At 71.6% G+C, this 15,209-nt stretch carries 12 protein-coding genes; 7 read left to right on the forward strand and 5 right to left on the reverse strand.

Annotated elements, in window-relative coordinates; genetic code table 11:
* The first annotated feature begins 5 nt into the window (after nucleotides 1-5).
* Together cofD and ACTWJ8_RS17100 are read left to right on the forward strand one after the other, a co-directional pair.
* Nucleotides 6-974, forward strand: coding sequence for a 2-phospho-L-lactate transferase (gene cofD, locus ACTWJ8_RS17095; protein WP_443264361.1), 969 nt, complete (start codon nucleotides 6-8; stop codon nucleotides 972-974).
* Complete coding sequence (locus ACTWJ8_RS17100; protein WP_443264363.1) at nucleotides 971-2,275, forward strand: coenzyme F420-0:L-glutamate ligase; 1,305 nt, start codon at nucleotides 971-973, stop codon at nucleotides 2,273-2,275. The genes cofD and ACTWJ8_RS17100 overlap by 4 nt, the downstream gene beginning before the upstream one ends.
* Nucleotides 2,276-2,289: 14 nt before the next feature.
* Here ACTWJ8_RS17100 and ACTWJ8_RS17105 read toward each other — a convergent pair whose 3' ends face one another.
* The 3 genes from ACTWJ8_RS17105 to ACTWJ8_RS17115 form a co-directional block, all read right to left on the reverse strand.
* Nucleotides 2,290-3,288 carry a DNA-3-methyladenine glycosylase family protein gene (locus ACTWJ8_RS17105; protein WP_443264364.1) on the reverse strand — a complete coding sequence of 333 codons (999 nt, stop codon included), beginning with the start codon at nucleotides 3,286-3,288 and terminating at the stop codon, nucleotides 2,290-2,292.
* Between the two features lie 215 nt (nucleotides 3,289-3,503).
* Nucleotides 3,504-4,586, reverse strand: a complete 1,083-nt coding sequence (locus ACTWJ8_RS17110) for a sugar phosphate nucleotidyltransferase (RefSeq protein WP_443264366.1) — start codon at nucleotides 4,584-4,586, stop codon at nucleotides 3,504-3,506.
* Between the two features lie 91 nt (nucleotides 4,587-4,677).
* A complete protein-coding gene (locus tag ACTWJ8_RS17115) occupies nucleotides 4,678-6,000 on the reverse strand; it encodes a peptidoglycan recognition protein family protein (protein ID WP_356384542.1) in 1,323 nt (440 codons plus the stop codon).
* Nucleotides 6,001-6,073: 73 nt separating this feature from the next.
* Here ACTWJ8_RS17115 and ACTWJ8_RS17120 point away from each other — a divergent pair, with 73 nt between their 5' ends.
* From ACTWJ8_RS17120 to ACTWJ8_RS17135, 4 genes are all read left to right on the forward strand, one after another.
* Nucleotides 6,074-6,829 carry a TIGR03089 family protein gene (locus ACTWJ8_RS17120; protein ID WP_356384539.1) on the forward strand — a complete coding sequence of 252 codons (756 nt, stop codon included), beginning with the start codon at nucleotides 6,074-6,076 and terminating at the stop codon, nucleotides 6,827-6,829.
* An 87-nt stretch (nucleotides 6,830-6,916) separates the two neighbouring features.
* A complete protein-coding gene (locus ACTWJ8_RS17125) occupies nucleotides 6,917-8,128 on the forward strand; it encodes an LCP family protein (protein ID WP_356384536.1) in 1,212 nt (403 codons plus the stop codon).
* 289 nt (nucleotides 8,129-8,417) lie between these two features.
* Nucleotides 8,418-10,133, forward strand: coding sequence for an LCP family protein (locus tag ACTWJ8_RS17130; protein WP_443264368.1), 1,716 nt, complete (start codon nucleotides 8,418-8,420; stop codon nucleotides 10,131-10,133).
* 83 nt (nucleotides 10,134-10,216) lie between these two features.
* Nucleotides 10,217-11,905: an LCP family protein gene (locus ACTWJ8_RS17135; protein WP_356384530.1), complete on the forward strand. Its 1,689-nt coding sequence runs from the start codon at nucleotides 10,217-10,219 to the stop codon at nucleotides 11,903-11,905.
* A 56-nt stretch (nucleotides 11,906-11,961) separates the two neighbouring features.
* On the opposite strand, the gene ACTWJ8_RS17140 is transcribed toward ACTWJ8_RS17135, so the two are convergent.
* Nucleotides 11,962-13,005, reverse strand: a complete 1,044-nt coding sequence (locus tag ACTWJ8_RS17140) for a glycosyltransferase family 2 protein (protein WP_443264370.1) — start codon at nucleotides 13,003-13,005, stop codon at nucleotides 11,962-11,964.
* Between the two features lie 123 nt (nucleotides 13,006-13,128).
* On the opposite strand from ACTWJ8_RS17140, the gene ACTWJ8_RS17145 reads away from it, so the two are divergent.
* A complete protein-coding gene (locus ACTWJ8_RS17145) occupies nucleotides 13,129-14,598 on the forward strand; it encodes an LCP family protein (RefSeq protein WP_356384524.1) in 1,470 nt (489 codons plus the stop codon).
* A gap of 12 nt (nucleotides 14,599-14,610) precedes the next feature.
* Here the strand turns inward: ACTWJ8_RS17145 and ACTWJ8_RS17150 are convergent, their stop codons facing one another.
* Nucleotides 14,611-15,144: an acyl-CoA thioesterase gene (locus ACTWJ8_RS17150; protein WP_356384521.1), complete on the reverse strand. Its 534-nt coding sequence runs from the start codon at nucleotides 15,142-15,144 to the stop codon at nucleotides 14,611-14,613.
* Nucleotides 15,145-15,209 lie beyond the last annotated feature (65 nt).

Consider the following 15,209-nt stretch of genomic DNA (forward strand, 5'->3'; position numbering starts at 1 on the left):
GGCACATGCGCATTGTGGTTCTGGCAGGCGGCATCGGTGGTGCCCGGTTCCTTCGCGGTCTCAAGCGGGCCGCCCCGGACGCGGACATCACGGTCATCGGCAACACCGGGGACGACATCCACCTCTTCGGTCTGAAGGTCTGTCCGGACCTCGACACGGTGATGTACACGCTCGGCGGCGGCATCAACGAGGAGCAGGGCTGGGGGCGCACGGACGAGGCGTTCACGGTCAAGGAGGAGCTCGCGGCGTACGGGGTGGGGCCTTCGTGGTTCGGCCTCGGCGACCGGGACTTCGCGACCCACATCGTCCGTACGCAGATGCTGAGCGCGGGCTACCCGCTCAGCGCGGTCACCGAGGCGCTCTGCGAGCGGTGGAAGCCGGGCGTGCGGCTGCTCCCCATGTCGGACGACCGCGTGGAGACGCACGTCGCGGTGGACGTCGACGGCGAGCGCAAGGCCGTGCACTTCCAGGAGTACTGGGTGAAGCTGCGCGCCTCCGTGGACGCGCAGGCCGTCGTGCCGGTCGGCGCCGAGCAGGCGAAGCCCGCGCCGGGCGTCCTGGAGGCCATCGCCGAGGCCGACGTGATCCTCTTCCCGCCGTCGAACCCCGTGGTGAGCGTCGGCACGATCCTGGCGGTGCCGGGCATCCGCGAGGCCATCGCCGAGTCGGCCGCCCCCGTCGTCGGCCTCTCGCCGATCGTCGGCGACGCGCCGGTGCGCGGCATGGCGGACAAGGTGCTCGCGGCCGTCGGCGTGGAGTCCAGCGCGGCGGCCGTCGCCGAGCACTACGGGACGGGCCTGCTCGACGGCTGGCTGGTCGACACGGTCGACGAGAAGGCCGTGCCCCGCGTCGAGGCGGCCGGGATCCCGTGCCGGGCCGTGCCGCTGATGATGACCGACCCCGAGGAGGGCACCGCCGCCGCCGAGATGGCGCGCGAGGCGCTCAGGCTCGCGGAGGAGGTGCGGGGCGCGTGACGCAGGTCCCTTCGTTCCGGGCGTGGGCCGTCCCCGGGATCCCCGAGGTGCGGGAGGGCGACGACCTCGCGAAGCTGATCGCCGCCGCAGAGCCGGGTCTCGTCGACGGTGACGTGCTGCTGGTCACCTCGAAGATCGTCAGCAAGGCGGAGGGGCGGGTGCTCGCGGCCGACGACCGGGAGGCCGCGATCGACGCCGAGACCGTACGGGTCGTGGCGCGCCGCGGGGCGCTGCGGATCGTCGAGAACAAGCTGGGGCTCGTGATGGCCGCGGCCGGCGTCGACGCCTCCAACACGCCCGCGGGGACGGTGCTGCTGCTCCCCGAGGACCCGGACGCCTCCGCCGCCGCGATCCGGGACGGGCTGCGGGACGCGCTGGGCGTGGACGTCGGCGTCGTCGTCACCGACACCTTCGGCAGACCGTGGCGGAACGGGCTGACCGACGTCGCCATCGGGGCGGCCGGTGTGCGCGTGCTCGACGACCTGCGGGGCGGCACGGACGCGTACGGGAATCAGCTCGGCGCCACCGTCGTCGCCACCGCCGACGAGCTGGCGGGCGCCGGCGACCTCGTGAAGGGCAAGGCCGGCGGACTGCCGGTCGCCGTGGTGCGCGGGCTCGGCGCGGCCGTCGTCCAGGACGAGGGCGGCTCCGCGCGGGAGCTGGTGCGGGTCGCGCGCGACGACATGTTCCGGCTCGGCACGTCGGAGGCGGTACGGGAGGCGGTGACGCAGCGTCGGACCGTACGGGCGTTCACCGACGAGCCGGTGGATCCGGGGGCCGTGCGGCGGGCCGTCGCCGCGGCCGTCACGGCGCCCGCGCCGCATCACACGACGCCGTGGCGGTTCGTGCTCCTGGAGTCGGCGGAGTCGCGGACGCGGTTGCTCGACGCGATGCGTGACCAGTGGATCGCGGATCTGCGGCGGGACGGCAAGAGCGAGGAGTCCATCGCGAAGCGGGTGCGGCGCGGGGACGTGCTGCGCAACGCGCCGTACCTGGTGGTGCCCTGCCTCGTGATGGACGGGTCGCACACCTACGGGGACGAGCGGAGGGACGCCGCCGAGCGGGAGATGTTCGTGGTGGCGACCGGCGCCGGGGTGCAGAACTTCCTGGTCGCGCTCGCCGGGGAGCGGCTGGGCTCGGCGTGGGTGTCGTCGACGATGTTCTGCCGGGACGTGGTGCGCCGCGTGCTCGATCTGCCGGAGACGTGGGACCCGATGGGGGCCGTCGCGGTGGGGCATGCAGCGGGGGCGCCCGGGGAGCGGCCCGAGCGGGTCGTGGAGGACTTCGTGGAGGTGCGGTAGGGCTGCCGGGCCCCTCACCACTCCGCGATGTTCACCTTGCGCATCTTGGGCTGCCTGCGGGGCGGCGATACGCCGCTGAGCATGATCAGGCGGGCCGCGCGGTGGCGCTGGCCCGCGTACGGGGCCAGGAGCTCCAGCATGTCCTCGTCCGTGGCGTCCCGGTTCGCCGCGAGGGCGTAGCCGACGATGCCGGGCAGGTGCAGATCGCCCGTCGTCACCTCGTCCGGGGCGCCGTGCGTGCGCTGGACCGTCTCCGCGGAGGTCCAGGGGCCGATGCCGGGGACGAGTTCGAGGCGGGTGCGGGCCGCCGACGGGTCCATGTCCGCCGCTTCCTCCAGGCGGCGGGCGACCTTGACCGCGCGGAGGATCGTCGAGGCGCGCTTGTTGTCGACGCCCGCCTTGTGCCACTCCCAGGACGGGATCAGCGCCCAGGTGCGCGGGTCCGGCATCACGCGCATCCGCAGGTCCGGTCCTGCCGGGCCCGGGGCCGGTTCGCCGTACTTCGTCAGGAGCAGGCGCCAGGCGCGGTACGCCTCGTCCGTCGTGACCTTCTGTTCCAGGATCGACGGGATCAGGGACTCGAGGATCAGGCCGGTCCGGGTGAGGCGGAGGCCGGGGCGGCGGTGGGTCGTCCGGGCGAGCAGGCGGTGGCGGGGTTCGAAGGCCGTGGGGTCGTCGGACTCGCCGAGGAGGTCGGGGAGGCGGCGCAGGAACCATGCCGCGCCCGGGCCCCAGGCTTCCGTGTGGACCGGGCCGTCGGGGTGGGGCTGGGTGATGCGGAGGGTGGCGGGGCCGTCGGGGGTGCGGCTGGTGCGCCACACGGTGCCGTCGGGGGTGGTGCGGAAGGTGGGGTCGGCGGGGCCGCGGCGGAGGGGGCCGAGGGTGAGGCCGGTGTGGAGGGGGGTGGTCGGGGTGTGGGTGTGGGCGGTCGCGGACTGGTGGGGGACGCGGGGCGTCGGGGTGGCGCGGGTGGGCGCGTTCGGGGTGTGCGGGGGGTATCGGCGGCCGGCCACGGGGTCCTTCTTGTGGGGCGGGTGGGTTCGTTCGAGGGTAGAGGTTCTTCTCCCCCAACCCGCCCCTTCCCGAAAGTGCCCCTCCGGGGCGGGGTGGTCGACGCCACGGGGCTCCGCCCCGGACCCCGCTCCTCAAACGCCGGAGGGGCTGGATTCACCGGAGCCGCGCTGCCCCGCACCCCGCTGCTCAAGCGCCGCGAGGGGCTGGATTGGGCTTACTGGTCCGACGAGAAGCGGATGGAGGACGGGGGGAGGGTGGTGTCGCACCAGATGCGGATGCCGGACCGGAGTTCGTTGTCGGCGCCGACGTGGGCGCCGTCACCGATGACCGCGTCCTTGAGGATCGTGCGGGCGCCCACGCGGGCCCCCGTGCCGACCAGGGAGTCCGTGACCACCGCGCCCGGTTCGATCACGGCGTCCGCGAGGATCGTGGAGCCGGAGACGCGGGCGCCCTCGCCGATGCGCGCGCCCTCGCAGACGACCGTGCCCTCGGTGAGCTTCGCGTCGGGGGCCACCTCGGCCGTCGGCAGGACGAGCCGGTCGCCGCGGCGGCCGGGGACGGCGGGCGACGGGGCGCGGCCCATGACCAGGTCGGCGGAGCCGCGGACGAAGGCCTGGGGCGTGCCGAGGTCGAGCCAGTAGGTGGAGTCGACCATGCCCTGGAGGTGGGCGCCGGAGGACAGCAGGTCGGGGAACGTCTCGCGCTCCACCGAGACCGGGCGGCCCGTCGGGATCGTGTCGATGACCGAGCGGCGGAAGACGTACGCACCCGCGTTGATCTGGTCCGTGACGATCTCTTCGGGGGTCTGGGGCTTCTCCAGGAAGGCCGTCACGCGGCCCGTGGCGTCGGTGGGCACCAGTCCGTACGCGCGGGGGTCCTCGACGCGGGACAGGTGGAGGGAGACGTCCGCTCCCGACGTGTCGTGCTCGTCGACCAGGGCCCGGATGTCGAGGCCGGTCAGGATGTCGCCGTTGAAGATCAGGACCGGTTCTTCGGGTCCCGAGTGCAGGCGGGAGGCGACGTTGCGGATGGCGCCGCCGGTGCCGAGGGGCTCGACCTCGGTGACGTACTCCAGGTGCAGACCGAGGCGGGAGCCGTCGCCGAAGTACGGCTCGAAGACCTCCGCCAGGTACGAGGTGGCCAGGACGATGTGGTCGACGCCCGCGGCCTTGGCGCGCGCGAGCTGGTGCGTCAGGAACGGCACACCGGCCGCCGGGACCATCGGTTTCGGCGTGTTCACCGTGAGTGGCCGGAGTCTGGTGCCCTTGCCGCCGACCAGGAGGATCGCTTCTGTCACCTGTCGTCTCTGCTTCCTGCTGGGGCCGGCCGAATTTTCTTTCGGCCGGCCAGTGTATGCAGACCGTGCGAGGCGCCCAGGCCGGCCGGCGTCAGCGACCCTGGAGGCGGGCTGAGCTGCTGCGAGCGCTGCCGAGCTTGTTGTAGAGCTGGCGTCCGGGACATTCGGTCGCGAAACCGTCCCTGTGACCGGAGATCACCTTGAGTCGTACATTCTTTCCCTTGCGGTAGAGATTGCCACCGCCCGACTTCAGATATGTCGTCCCGCGCGGATTCGCGCCGTGCAGTCCGAGCTTCCAGGCGGTGAGCCGGGCGATCGCCCTGACGGCCGCGGCGGGCGGCTTCGTGCTGCTGAACGAGCCCAGGACCGCGATGCCCGTGCTGTTGGTGTTGAAGCCGAGGGTGTGTGCGCCCATGACGGGCTTGGTGACACCACCGGCGCGGCCTTCGTAGATGTTTCCGCACTTGTCGACGAGGAAGTTGTAGCCGATGTCGCGCCAGCCGCTGCTCTTGACGTGGTAGCGGTAGATACTGCGGATGACGGAAGGGGCTTGCGAGCAGCGGTAGTTGTTGCCGGAGGCGCTGTGGTGGACGAAGGCGGCCTTCACCGTCTTCGTGTAGCCGAACTTGCGCTCGCGGAGCTTCTCGTCGGCGCCCCAGCCCTTGCGCGTGATGATGCGCGGGCGCGGGCCGATGAACGGGCGGGAGCCCGCGGCGGCGGCCGGGTCCGCGCCGCGGGCCGCGATCAGTTCGTCCTCCGTCTGCTTCTTGTCGAGCGCGGGCAGGACGCCGGGGTCGGCCCCCTCGGCGCGGGCGCTCTGCGCGGGTTCGTCGCCGGGGTCGACGAGTTCGAGGCGCAGGCCCTTCGGGAGGGTGGCCGGGGACTCGGCGCGGTCGGCGCCGGAGTGGACGTCGTCGGGGTGGGCCTCGTCGGGGTGCGCGGGGGCGCCCGGGGCCTCCGGCTTCACGCGCACCTCCACGCCGTCGCTGTCGCCGACCCAGAGGGGTGCGGTCGCGCCGTGCAGCCGGCCGGTGGTGCGCTCGGGGGTGTCGGGGTCGGGGGCGTCGTCGTTGTGGGTCTCCAGGTTCTGCCAGGAGGACCAGCGGGTGGTGTCCGTGGTGCGCGTGCGCACCTGGACGTCGCCGTGGAGGACGGCGTCCGGGTCGTCCCAGACGACGCCGACGAGGGAGAACGGGCGTACGTCCCGGCGGGTCAGGCCCTGTTCCGCGGGGACGCCGGCGGCGCGGGTCGCCGTGCTCGACGCCAGCGGGGCGAGGGGCAGGGACTGGGTGCTGCCGGGGACCGCTTCGCGCGCGGGGGGCGCTGCGGCGTTCGAGGTGGCCGGGAGGGTGAGGGGCAGGGAGAGGGCGGCGGCGCAGGTGACACCGATCGAGGAAGCAAGGAATCCACGCATGCGCACGATCGTGTGCGGATCCGGGGACCTCGGCCATCGGGGTGGGTCATACGGGTGTGCGTAGGGTGGGGGTGTGAATGGTGTGTCGCGTACTCCCGCCGAACTTCTGCAGGCCGCGCTCCGGGACGATCCGGGGCGACCGCTCGTCACGTTCTACGACGACGCGACCGGGGAGCGCGTGGAGCTGTCCGTCGCCACGCTCGCGAACTGGGTGGCCAAGACCGGCAATCTGCTCCAGGGCGAGCTGAGCGCCGAACCGGGCGACCGGGTGGCCCTGTTGCTGCCCGCGCACTGGCAGACCGCCGTGTGGCTGCTGGCCTGCTCGTCCGTGGGGGTCGTCGCAGACGTGGGCGGGGACCCGGCCGCCGCCGATCTCGTCGTCAGCGGGCCGGACACGCTGGACGCCGCCCGCGCCTGCTCCGGGGAGCGGATCGCGCTCGCGCTGCGCCCGCTCGGCGGCCGGTTCCCGCAGCCGCCCGAGGGTTTCCACGACTACGCGGTGGAAGTGCCGGGGCAGGGCGACCAGTTCGCCCCCTTCTCCCCGGTCGACCCGGACGAGCCCGCGCTCGTCGTCGCGGGCGCGGAGTGGACGGGCGCGGAGGTCGTGGCGAAGGCCGCCGCCGACGCACCGGACCTCGGCCTCACGGGCCCCGGCTCGCGCCTGCTGTCCGGGCTCCCGTACGACACCTGGCAGGGCCTCGCCGCGGGCCTGTACGCCCCCCTGGCCACCGGCGGCTCCGTCGTCCTCTGCCGCAACCTGGACCGCCTCGACGAGGACGCCCTGGCCAAGCGCGTGGAGAGCGAACGCGTCACGACGACGGCGCGCTAGCCCGTTCGGCTCAGCTCCCCCAGCCCCTTCGCGCGACCGGGTCCATGGTCGTAGGGACGCCTACGTTTCCGCGAGGGGGACCTGTACGTGACCGAATCCGCTGCCACGCCCCCGGAACCCGGGCCGGCCCACGGATCCACGCCCACCGGGGCGGGGCGGGTGCGGCGGCGCCGGAGATGGCTGCGGTACGCGGCGATCTGCGCGGCGTTCCTCGTGCTCGTGGCGGGCGGCGTCGGCTGGGTGGCGTACGACCGGCTCAACGGGAACATCACCAAGGACACGGACACCGCCGCCGAGCTGGCCCGCTACGAGAAGGAACGCCCCACCGTGCTGGCCGAGGGCGCGCAGAACCTGCTGCTCATCGGCTCCGACTCGCGCGCGGGCAAGAACGGGAAGTACGGCCGCAACGACGGCACGCAGCGCTCCGACACCACGATCCTGCTGCACGTCGCGGCGGACCGGAAGAGCGCGACCGCCGTGTCGTTCCCGCGCGACCTGATGACCGACGTGCCGGCCTGCCGGCAGCCGGACGGCACCCGGCACGACGCCATGTTCGCGATGTTCAACTACGCCTTCGAGGTGGGCGGTTCGGCCTGCACGATCCGTACGGTCGAGAAGATGACGGGCGTCCGGATCGACCACCACATGGTCGTCGACTTCGAGGGGTTCAAGGACATGGTGAACGCAGTCGGCGGCGTCACGGTCTGCCTCGACCGGCCCATCGACGACCAGGACGCCCACGTCCGGCTGGCCGCGGGCACCCACCACCTGAACGGCGAGCAGGCCCTGGGCTACGTACGCGCCCGCAAGACCCTCGGCAACGGCAGCGACACCGACCGGATGGACCGTCAGCAGCGGTTCCTCGGCGCGCTCGTCCAGAAGGTGCAGAGCAACGGCGTGCTGCTCAACCCGACGCGCCTCTACCCGGTGCTCGACGCCGCCACGTCCTCGCTCACCACCGACCCGGGCCTCGCCAGCCTGCGCGGCCTGTACGACCTGGTGCGCGGCATGCGCGGCATCCCGGCCGAGCGCGTGCGCTTCCTGACCGTGCCCCGCGAGTCGTACGCCTACAACGCCAACCGCGACCAGCTCGTGCAGCCGGCGGCCGGGCGTCTCTTCAAGCAGCTGCGCGAGGACACGCCCGTGAAGGTGTCCGAACAGCCCTCCCCGCAGGAGGAATACGGCGCACGGGACGAATACGGCACCGACGGCGAATACGGTCCTTCCGCCCACGGACCCGGCGCCTCCCCCGCCCCCACGTTCCGCGGCAACACGGCAGGACCGGCCTCCTGCGGCTGATCCCGACGGCTGAGAACACTCGTCCGAAGGACGCCTCAACGACCCCTGGGTAAAGCCGAAGTCATCTTGTGGCTCACAGGTTCAAAGAAATGGTCCGGATTGCCCAGTTGTAGGGGAGTGGAATTTGTCACCGTTCTCGCTTGACGCTGAACTGGGCGGATAGTGTGAGCGATCCGGTGCACCCGGCCATGCTTGCGAGCCCGGTCGCGCACTACTGACCGACTTGACCGGGCGCCCGCTTTAAGGGGGGTGGGGCGCCGCGTGGCCCCGACGGAGGACACAGACAACCGTGGACGCGCAAGGCCGTGGGCGGGCTGAGAACATCGACCCCGCAGACCAGTGGGTGCTCAACCCCCACACCGGTGACTACGAACTGCGACTGACCCCCTCCGCAGGGCAGTCGGGAGTGCCGACCCCCCGCCGCGCCGCACCGCGCGGCAACGGCCCGCGCACCGGGGGCCAGCGCGGCGGCGGCCAGCGCGGTGGTGGCGGCAGGCGCGAGGTCCCCTCGCAGCGCAGAAGGCGCGAGCCGGTGCCCGAGGCGGGCAGGCGGCGTTCGCGGCCGAAGAAGAAGTCGAAGGCCAAGAAGATCCTGCTGTGGACGGCGGGCGGCATGGCCATGGTGGTCGTGGTGGGCGCCGGAGCCGCCTACTGGTACTGGGAGCACCTCAACGGCAACATCACCTCGCAGGACGTCGTCGGCGCCAAGAACGGCTTCGCGAAGGACGAGGCGATCAACATCCTCGTCATCGGTACCGACAAGCGCACCGGCAAGGGCAACGAGGGCTACGGCGACAAGGGCAGCGTCGGCCACGCCGACACGAACGTGCTGCTGCACGTCTCCAAGGACCGTACGAACGCGACGGCGCTGAGCATCCCGCGCGACCTCATCGTCGACGTGCCGGACTGCGAGGTGCGGCAGAAGGACGGCACGACCAGGACCATCAAGGGCACGCCGAACGTCCGCTTCAACACCAGCCTCGGCCAGGACGAGCGGGACGCGGGCTGCGCCATGAAGACCGTCAAGTCGGTGACGGGCGTGCAGCCCGACCACTTCATGATGGCGGACTTCAACGCGGTGAAGACGCTGTCCACGGCCGTCGGCGGCGTCAACGTCTGTGTCGCCAAGGACGTCAACGACCCGGACTCGCACCTCAAGTTGAAGGCCGGCTCGCACAACCTCCAGGGCGAGCAGGCGCTGGCCTTCCTGCGCACCCGGCACAGCTTCGGCAACCAGGGCGACCTGGACCGCATCAAGGTGCAGCAGCAGTTCCTGGGCTCGCTGGCCCGCAAGATGAGCTCCAGCGACACGCTCACGAACCCGCGCAAGCTGACCAACCTCGCCGAGGCGGCCACCAAGGCGCTCACCGTCGACAAGGGCATCGGTAGCCTGAACAAGCTCAAGGACCTGGCCCTCGAGATGAAGAAGGTGCCGCCGAAGAACCTGTCGTTCACGACGGTGCCCGTGGTCGACAACCCGGCGGAGAAGGGCTACCACGCGACGGTCGTCGTCAACGAGGCCGCCGCGAACCCGGTGTTCAACGCCATCAAGAGCGACGTCTCCCTCACGGAGACCAAGAAGAAGCAGAAGGAGAAGCAGGCGGCGAAGCTCAAGGGCCCCAAGTCCGCCGCCTCCGAGGTCCGCGTCAACATCTACAACGGCAGTGGCAGGACCGGCGCCGCTCAGGAAACTCTCACGGAACTGCAGAACAATGAGGGCGTGCTGAAGTCGAGCCAGATGGGCAACAAGCCGCATCAGGGGAAGACGAGCCTGGAGTACGCGCCGGATCAGGCGGACCAGGCCCGTCGGCTCGCCGACATCATGGGCCTTCCGGCGTCCGCGCTGAAGGAAGGCAAGAGCGAGACCAACGATCAGGGGCTGCCGGCGATGACCCTCATCCTCGGCGCCGACTTCAAGGGTGCGGGGACACCCATCGACGGCGCGTCGGCGAAGGCGCCGGACGTCGACAAGACAACGGCGGACAAGGCTGTGTGCGCCAAGTGACCAACCTCGGCCGCCCGTTGACTGTCTAAGCAAGTGACAGAGGGCGGCCGAGCGCTGTCACAGGGCGGGGAGGGCGGGGAGACATGGGGCGAGGCACCGTGCGTGGGGAGCGCACAAGGCCCGCGGGGCGGAGCGCGCCACCGGGCAGGTCGGCAGCCGACCTGGGGTGGGACGACGGCCTCTACGAGGACGACGGGGACGCCGCGGAGAGCGAGGCGGACAGCCGGGGCCGTGCCGCCCGCGGCAAGCAGCGCGCGGGCGTCAGGCCGCGCCGCCGCAGACGACGAATACTGCGCTGGGCCGTGGGCGTCCTCGCCTTCCTGGTCCTCGGCACGGCTGGCGCCGGATACCTCTACTACCGGCACCTGAACGCCAACCTCGAGACCGGCAAGCTCAATCTCGGCGAGCACCACGTGCCCGCGCCGACGCCGAACGCGGCGGGCCAGAGCCCCCTGAACATCCTCCTGATCGGCTCCGACAGCCGGAACACCAAGGAGAACCTGAAGCTCGGCGGGCACAAGCAGAGCGTGGGCGCCGCCCCGCTCGCCGACGTGCAGATGCTGCTCCACCTGTCGGCCGACCGCAGCAACATGTCCGTGGTGAGCGTGCCGCGCGACACCCTGACGCGGCTGCCCAAGTGCACCGACCCGGAGAACGGCAAGGTGTACGAGGCCACCGTCTCCCGGCAGATGATCAATTCCTCGCTGTCCCGCGGCGGCCCCGGCTGCACCGTCGCCACGTGGGAGCAGCTGACCGGCATCCACATCGACCACTACATGATGGTCGACTTCTCCGGCGTGGTGTCGATGGCGGACGCGGTCGGCGGCGTACCGGTCTGCGTCGACGCCAACGTGTACTCGCGCAACAGCTCGGGCGAGGGCTCGGGCCTGAAGCTCAGGAAGGGCACGACCTACGTCAAGGGCGAGCAGGCCCTGCAGTGGCTGCGGACCCGGCACGGCTTCGAGGACGGCAGCGACATCGCGCGCGCCAAGGCGCAGCACATGTACATGAGCGCGATGGTGCGCGAGCTGCGCAAGAACGCGACGTTCAGCCACCCCGGCAAGCTGCGCACGCTCGCCGAGAAGGCGACGGACGCGCTGAGCGTCGACGACGGCCTCGACACGGTCAAGAAGCTGTACGACCTGAGCAACGAACTGAAGCGCCCCGCGCCCGGCCGGATCACGATGACGACGATGCCGTTCGTGTACGAGGGTGCGCGCGTGGTGCCGAAGGAGAAGGAGGCCGACACGCTGTGGCGGCTGCTCCGGGACGACATCGCGCTCGACGGCAAGGACAAGGACGCCGCGAAGAAGAAGCCGAAGGACGAGACGTCCGACGACCCGGCGGCGGCCGACGACCGGATCGCGGTCCAGGTCCGCAACGGCACGCGGACGGCGACGACGCCCGCGGCGCCCGGCCGCGCCTCCCAGGTGGCGCAGGTCCTCACCGCGAAGGGCTTCACGCAGGCCGTCCCCGACCAGTCGCGGTCGCTGGTGGAGGACGAGACGGTGATCCGCTATCCGTCGGCCGACCTGGAGGGTGACGCGCAGGCGGTCGCCAAGTCCCTGGGGATTCCGCTGAGTTCGGTCGAGGAGTCGACGGACGTGTCCGGGGTGACGCTGATCGTGGGCGCCGACTGGCGGACGGGCACCGCCTATCCGAAGGAGTCGCCGGACGACGAGGACGCGGGCAAGGCGCTGGACAAGGAGCAGACGCAGAACGGCGCCGACGACTCGACGTGCATGAAGGTGGAGCAGGGCTACACCTGGTAGCGCGCGCACGAAGGGCGCGGGATGCCAATTCCCGCGCCCTCACGTGACGTTGACGGTCAGCCGACCGCGGTCTCCTGCCGCACGGCGGGCCTGCGCGACGCGATGACCTTCCTGGCCAGCGACTTCGGGCTGGTCAGGAAGCCCCAGCCCCACGTCATGTGCATCGTGGCGAGCGCGACGGGGATCTGGGCGCGCGCCTTCAGGGGCAGCCCCTTGCCCGCCGGGACCGAGCCCGCGACGATCGCCGCGAGGTACCCGCCGGGGATCACGAAGCCCCAGGGGGTGAGGGCGACGCCGACCACCACGCCGACGGCGATGGCGCAGACGGCGGTCGGCGGGGCGAGGTAGCGCAGGTTGATCGAGCCGGAGTGGAAGCGGGCGACGACGTGCCGCCAGCGGCCGTAGTTCCGGTACTGCTTCGCGAGCTCCTTCACGCTGGGCCGGGGCCGGTAGGCGACCTTCAGGTCGGGCGAGAACCAGATCAGGCCGCCCGACTCGCGGATGCGGAAGTTCAGCTCCCAGTCCTGGGCGCGGATGAACTCCTCGTTGTAGCCGCCGAGCTTCTCCAGCACCTCGCGACGGAAGACGCCCAGATAGACCGTCTCGGCCTGCTGCGCATCGCCGCCGGTGTGGAACGCCGCGTTGCCGACGCCGATCTTCGAGGTCATCGCGGCGGCGACGGCCTGCTCCCAGGCGTTGGTGCCCTGGGCGTTCATGATGCCGCCCACGTTCATCGCGCCGGTCTCCTCCATGAGGCGGACCGCGGTGGCGATGTACCCGGGCGAGAGCGCGGCGTGGCCGTCGACGCGGACGACGATCGGGTGGCGGGACGCCTTGATCGCGGCGTTCAGGGCGGCGGGCGTGCGGCCCGTCGGGTTCGGCACCGTGGACACCTTGGGGTGCTCGGCGACGAGCCGCGCCGCGACCTCGTCCGTACGGTCGGTCGAGGGGCCGAGCGCGAGCACGACCTCCATCTCGCCGTCGTACTCCTGCGCCAGGATCGCCTCGACGGCCTCCTTCAGGTGCCGCTCCTCGTTGAGGATGGGCATGATCACGGAGACGGCCGGGGGCTGCGTGACAGGGTTGGCGGTTGCGTTCATCGCCGGTCACGTTACCGCTAATGGGGGACACCGACGCGCGCCCCTGAGTCGCTCCCCGGGCCGCAGATCGTATGGGCCTACTGTGCTGGCGTCCCATGCCCACTGTCGCGGAGGTGTCCCCAGGTGCCCACGCCGCCCCGCTCCCCCGGTCCGCAGCGGCCGCCCCGCCCACAGGGGCAGACCCGCAGGCCGGGCAGGCCACCGGCCAGGCGAAGGTCACGGTGGGCCATGCGGGTGGCGACGGCGCTGTCGGTGACGGTGCTCGCCGCGGCCGGTGTCGGGCACGCGCTCGTCTCCGGCATCGGCTCCGGCATCCACCGGATCGACCCCTTCAAGGACATGAAGAACCGTCCCGCCGCGGGCGACGGCATGAACGTGCTGCTGGTCGGCACCGACGGCCGCGACAAGATCAGTGACGAGGAGCGCAGGAAGTACAAGCTCGGCGGCGCGCCCTGCCACTGCACGGACACCGTGATGATCGTGCACATCTCGGCGGACCACGAGCGCGCCTCCGTCGTCTCCCTGCCCCGGGACTCGTACGCGGAGATCCCCGCGCACACCGACCAGAACAGCGGCGAGAAGCACCACCAGCACCCGGTGAAGCTGAACGCGGCGTACGCGGAGGGCGGGCCGCAGCTGACGCTGCGCACGGTCGAGCACATGACGAAGGTGAAGCTCGACCACTACCTGGAGGTCGACTTCACCAGCTTCATGAAGACGGTCGACGAGCTGGGCGGCGTCGACATCTGCACGGCCACTCCGCTCAAGGACTCCTACAGCGGCCTCGACATGGCGGCGGGCACCCACCGGCTCAACGGCGGTGAGGCCCTCCAGTACGTGCGGGCCCGGCACCTTGACGGGGGCGGCGACCTGGGCCGGATGCAGCGCCAGCAGCGGTTCATGGCGGCGCTGATCTCGAAGGCGACGTCGTCGGGCGTACTGCTCAACCCGGTCAGGTTCCGTGACGTCGCCGGTACGGCGCTCGGCTCGGTCCGCGCCGACAAGGGGTTCGGGACGGACGAGATGGTGAACCTGGCGCGGGCGATGCGGAACTTCTCGCCGTCGTCGTCGGAGTTCACGACCGTGCCGATCGGGAACATGAGCTACCCGGTGCCGAACATCGGCTCCACCGTGAAGTGGGACGACAAGAAGTCCGCGGCGCTGTTCAAGGCGCTGCGCGAGGACAAGCCGCTCGCCGCGCACCGGCCGAAGGCGAAGAAGGCGGCCGTGGTCGACATCTCGCCGCGTGACATTCGCGTGCAGGTGGAGAACGGGACGAAGTCCGCGGGGCTCGGCAAGAAGGTCGACTCGGCGCTGAAGGGCACCGGGTTCCGGACGACCGGGGCGCCCGTCAACGCGGACGACCGCACCGCCGAGCGGACGGTCGTGCAGTACGACCCGGGCTGGGACCGGTCCGCGAAGTCCCTGGCTGCGGCGCTGCCGGGGGCGGAGATGCAGGCGGTGGACGGCCTCGGGCCGCTCCTGAAGGTCGTCGCGGGGACGGACTACAAGGGGATCAGGCCGGTGCGGGCGCAGGACGCGGACCCGGGCTCGTACGGGGCCGTCACCGGGGACCAGGTCGTCTGCAAGTGACGGGCGGCGGGCTCAGTCGGTGGACCGGTCCCGCAGTTCCTTGATGGCGCGGCGGCGGGCCAGGCGGTGCTGGCGGCGGATCTGGGCCTCCTGGTAGCGGCGGCGGTCGCGGTCGGTCTCCGGGAGGACCGGGGGCACCGTGCGGGGCTTGCCGTCGGAGTCCACGGCGGCGAAGACCAGGTACGCCGAGCCGACCTGCTGGGCGGGCGTCGACTCGTTCCAGCGCTCGGCCAGGACCCGCACGCCCACCTCCATCGACGTGCGCCCCGTCCAGTTCACCTGCGCCTTCACGTGCACCAGGTCGCCCACGCGCACCGGCTCGAGGAACGCCATCTCGTCCATGGAGGCCGTCACCGCGGGCCCGCCCGAGTGCCGACCGGCCACGGCGCCCGCCGCGTCGTCCACCAATTTCATGATCACGCCGCCGTGCACCGTGCCGAGGAGATTGGTGTCGTTGTGCGTCATGATGTGCGACAACGTCGTGCGGGAAGCGGAAGTCGGCTTGCCCGGAATATCCGATTCCGCGCCGTGGGCCTGGTCTGTCATGCCACCAACCTTATGCGCGCGCCGATTGTGTTAGCTCTGCAACAGCCATGGTGCGATTTCACCTC

Source organism: Streptomyces sp. SDT5-1 (assembly GCF_052245995.1).
GTDB lineage: Bacteria > Actinomycetota > Actinomycetes > Streptomycetales > Streptomycetaceae > Streptomyces.

Coding starts and splice junctions, on each gene's coding strand:
- cofD (WP_443264361.1), top strand. CDS start 6: ATGCGCATTGTGGTTCTGGCAGGCGGCATCGGTGGTGCCCGGTTCCTT.
- ACTWJ8_RS17140 (WP_443264370.1), bottom strand. CDS start 13,005: ATGAACGCAACCGCCAACCCTGTCACGCAGCCCCCGGCCGTCTCCGTG.
- ACTWJ8_RS17150 (WP_356384521.1), bottom strand. CDS start 15,144: ATGACAGACCAGGCCCACGGCGCGGAATCGGATATTCCGGGCAAGCCG.
- ACTWJ8_RS17135 (WP_356384530.1), top strand. CDS start 10,217: ATGGGGCGAGGCACCGTGCGTGGGGAGCGCACAAGGCCCGCGGGGCGG.
- ACTWJ8_RS17115 (WP_356384542.1), bottom strand. CDS start 6,000: ATGCGTGGATTCCTTGCTTCCTCGATCGGTGTCACCTGCGCCGCCGCC.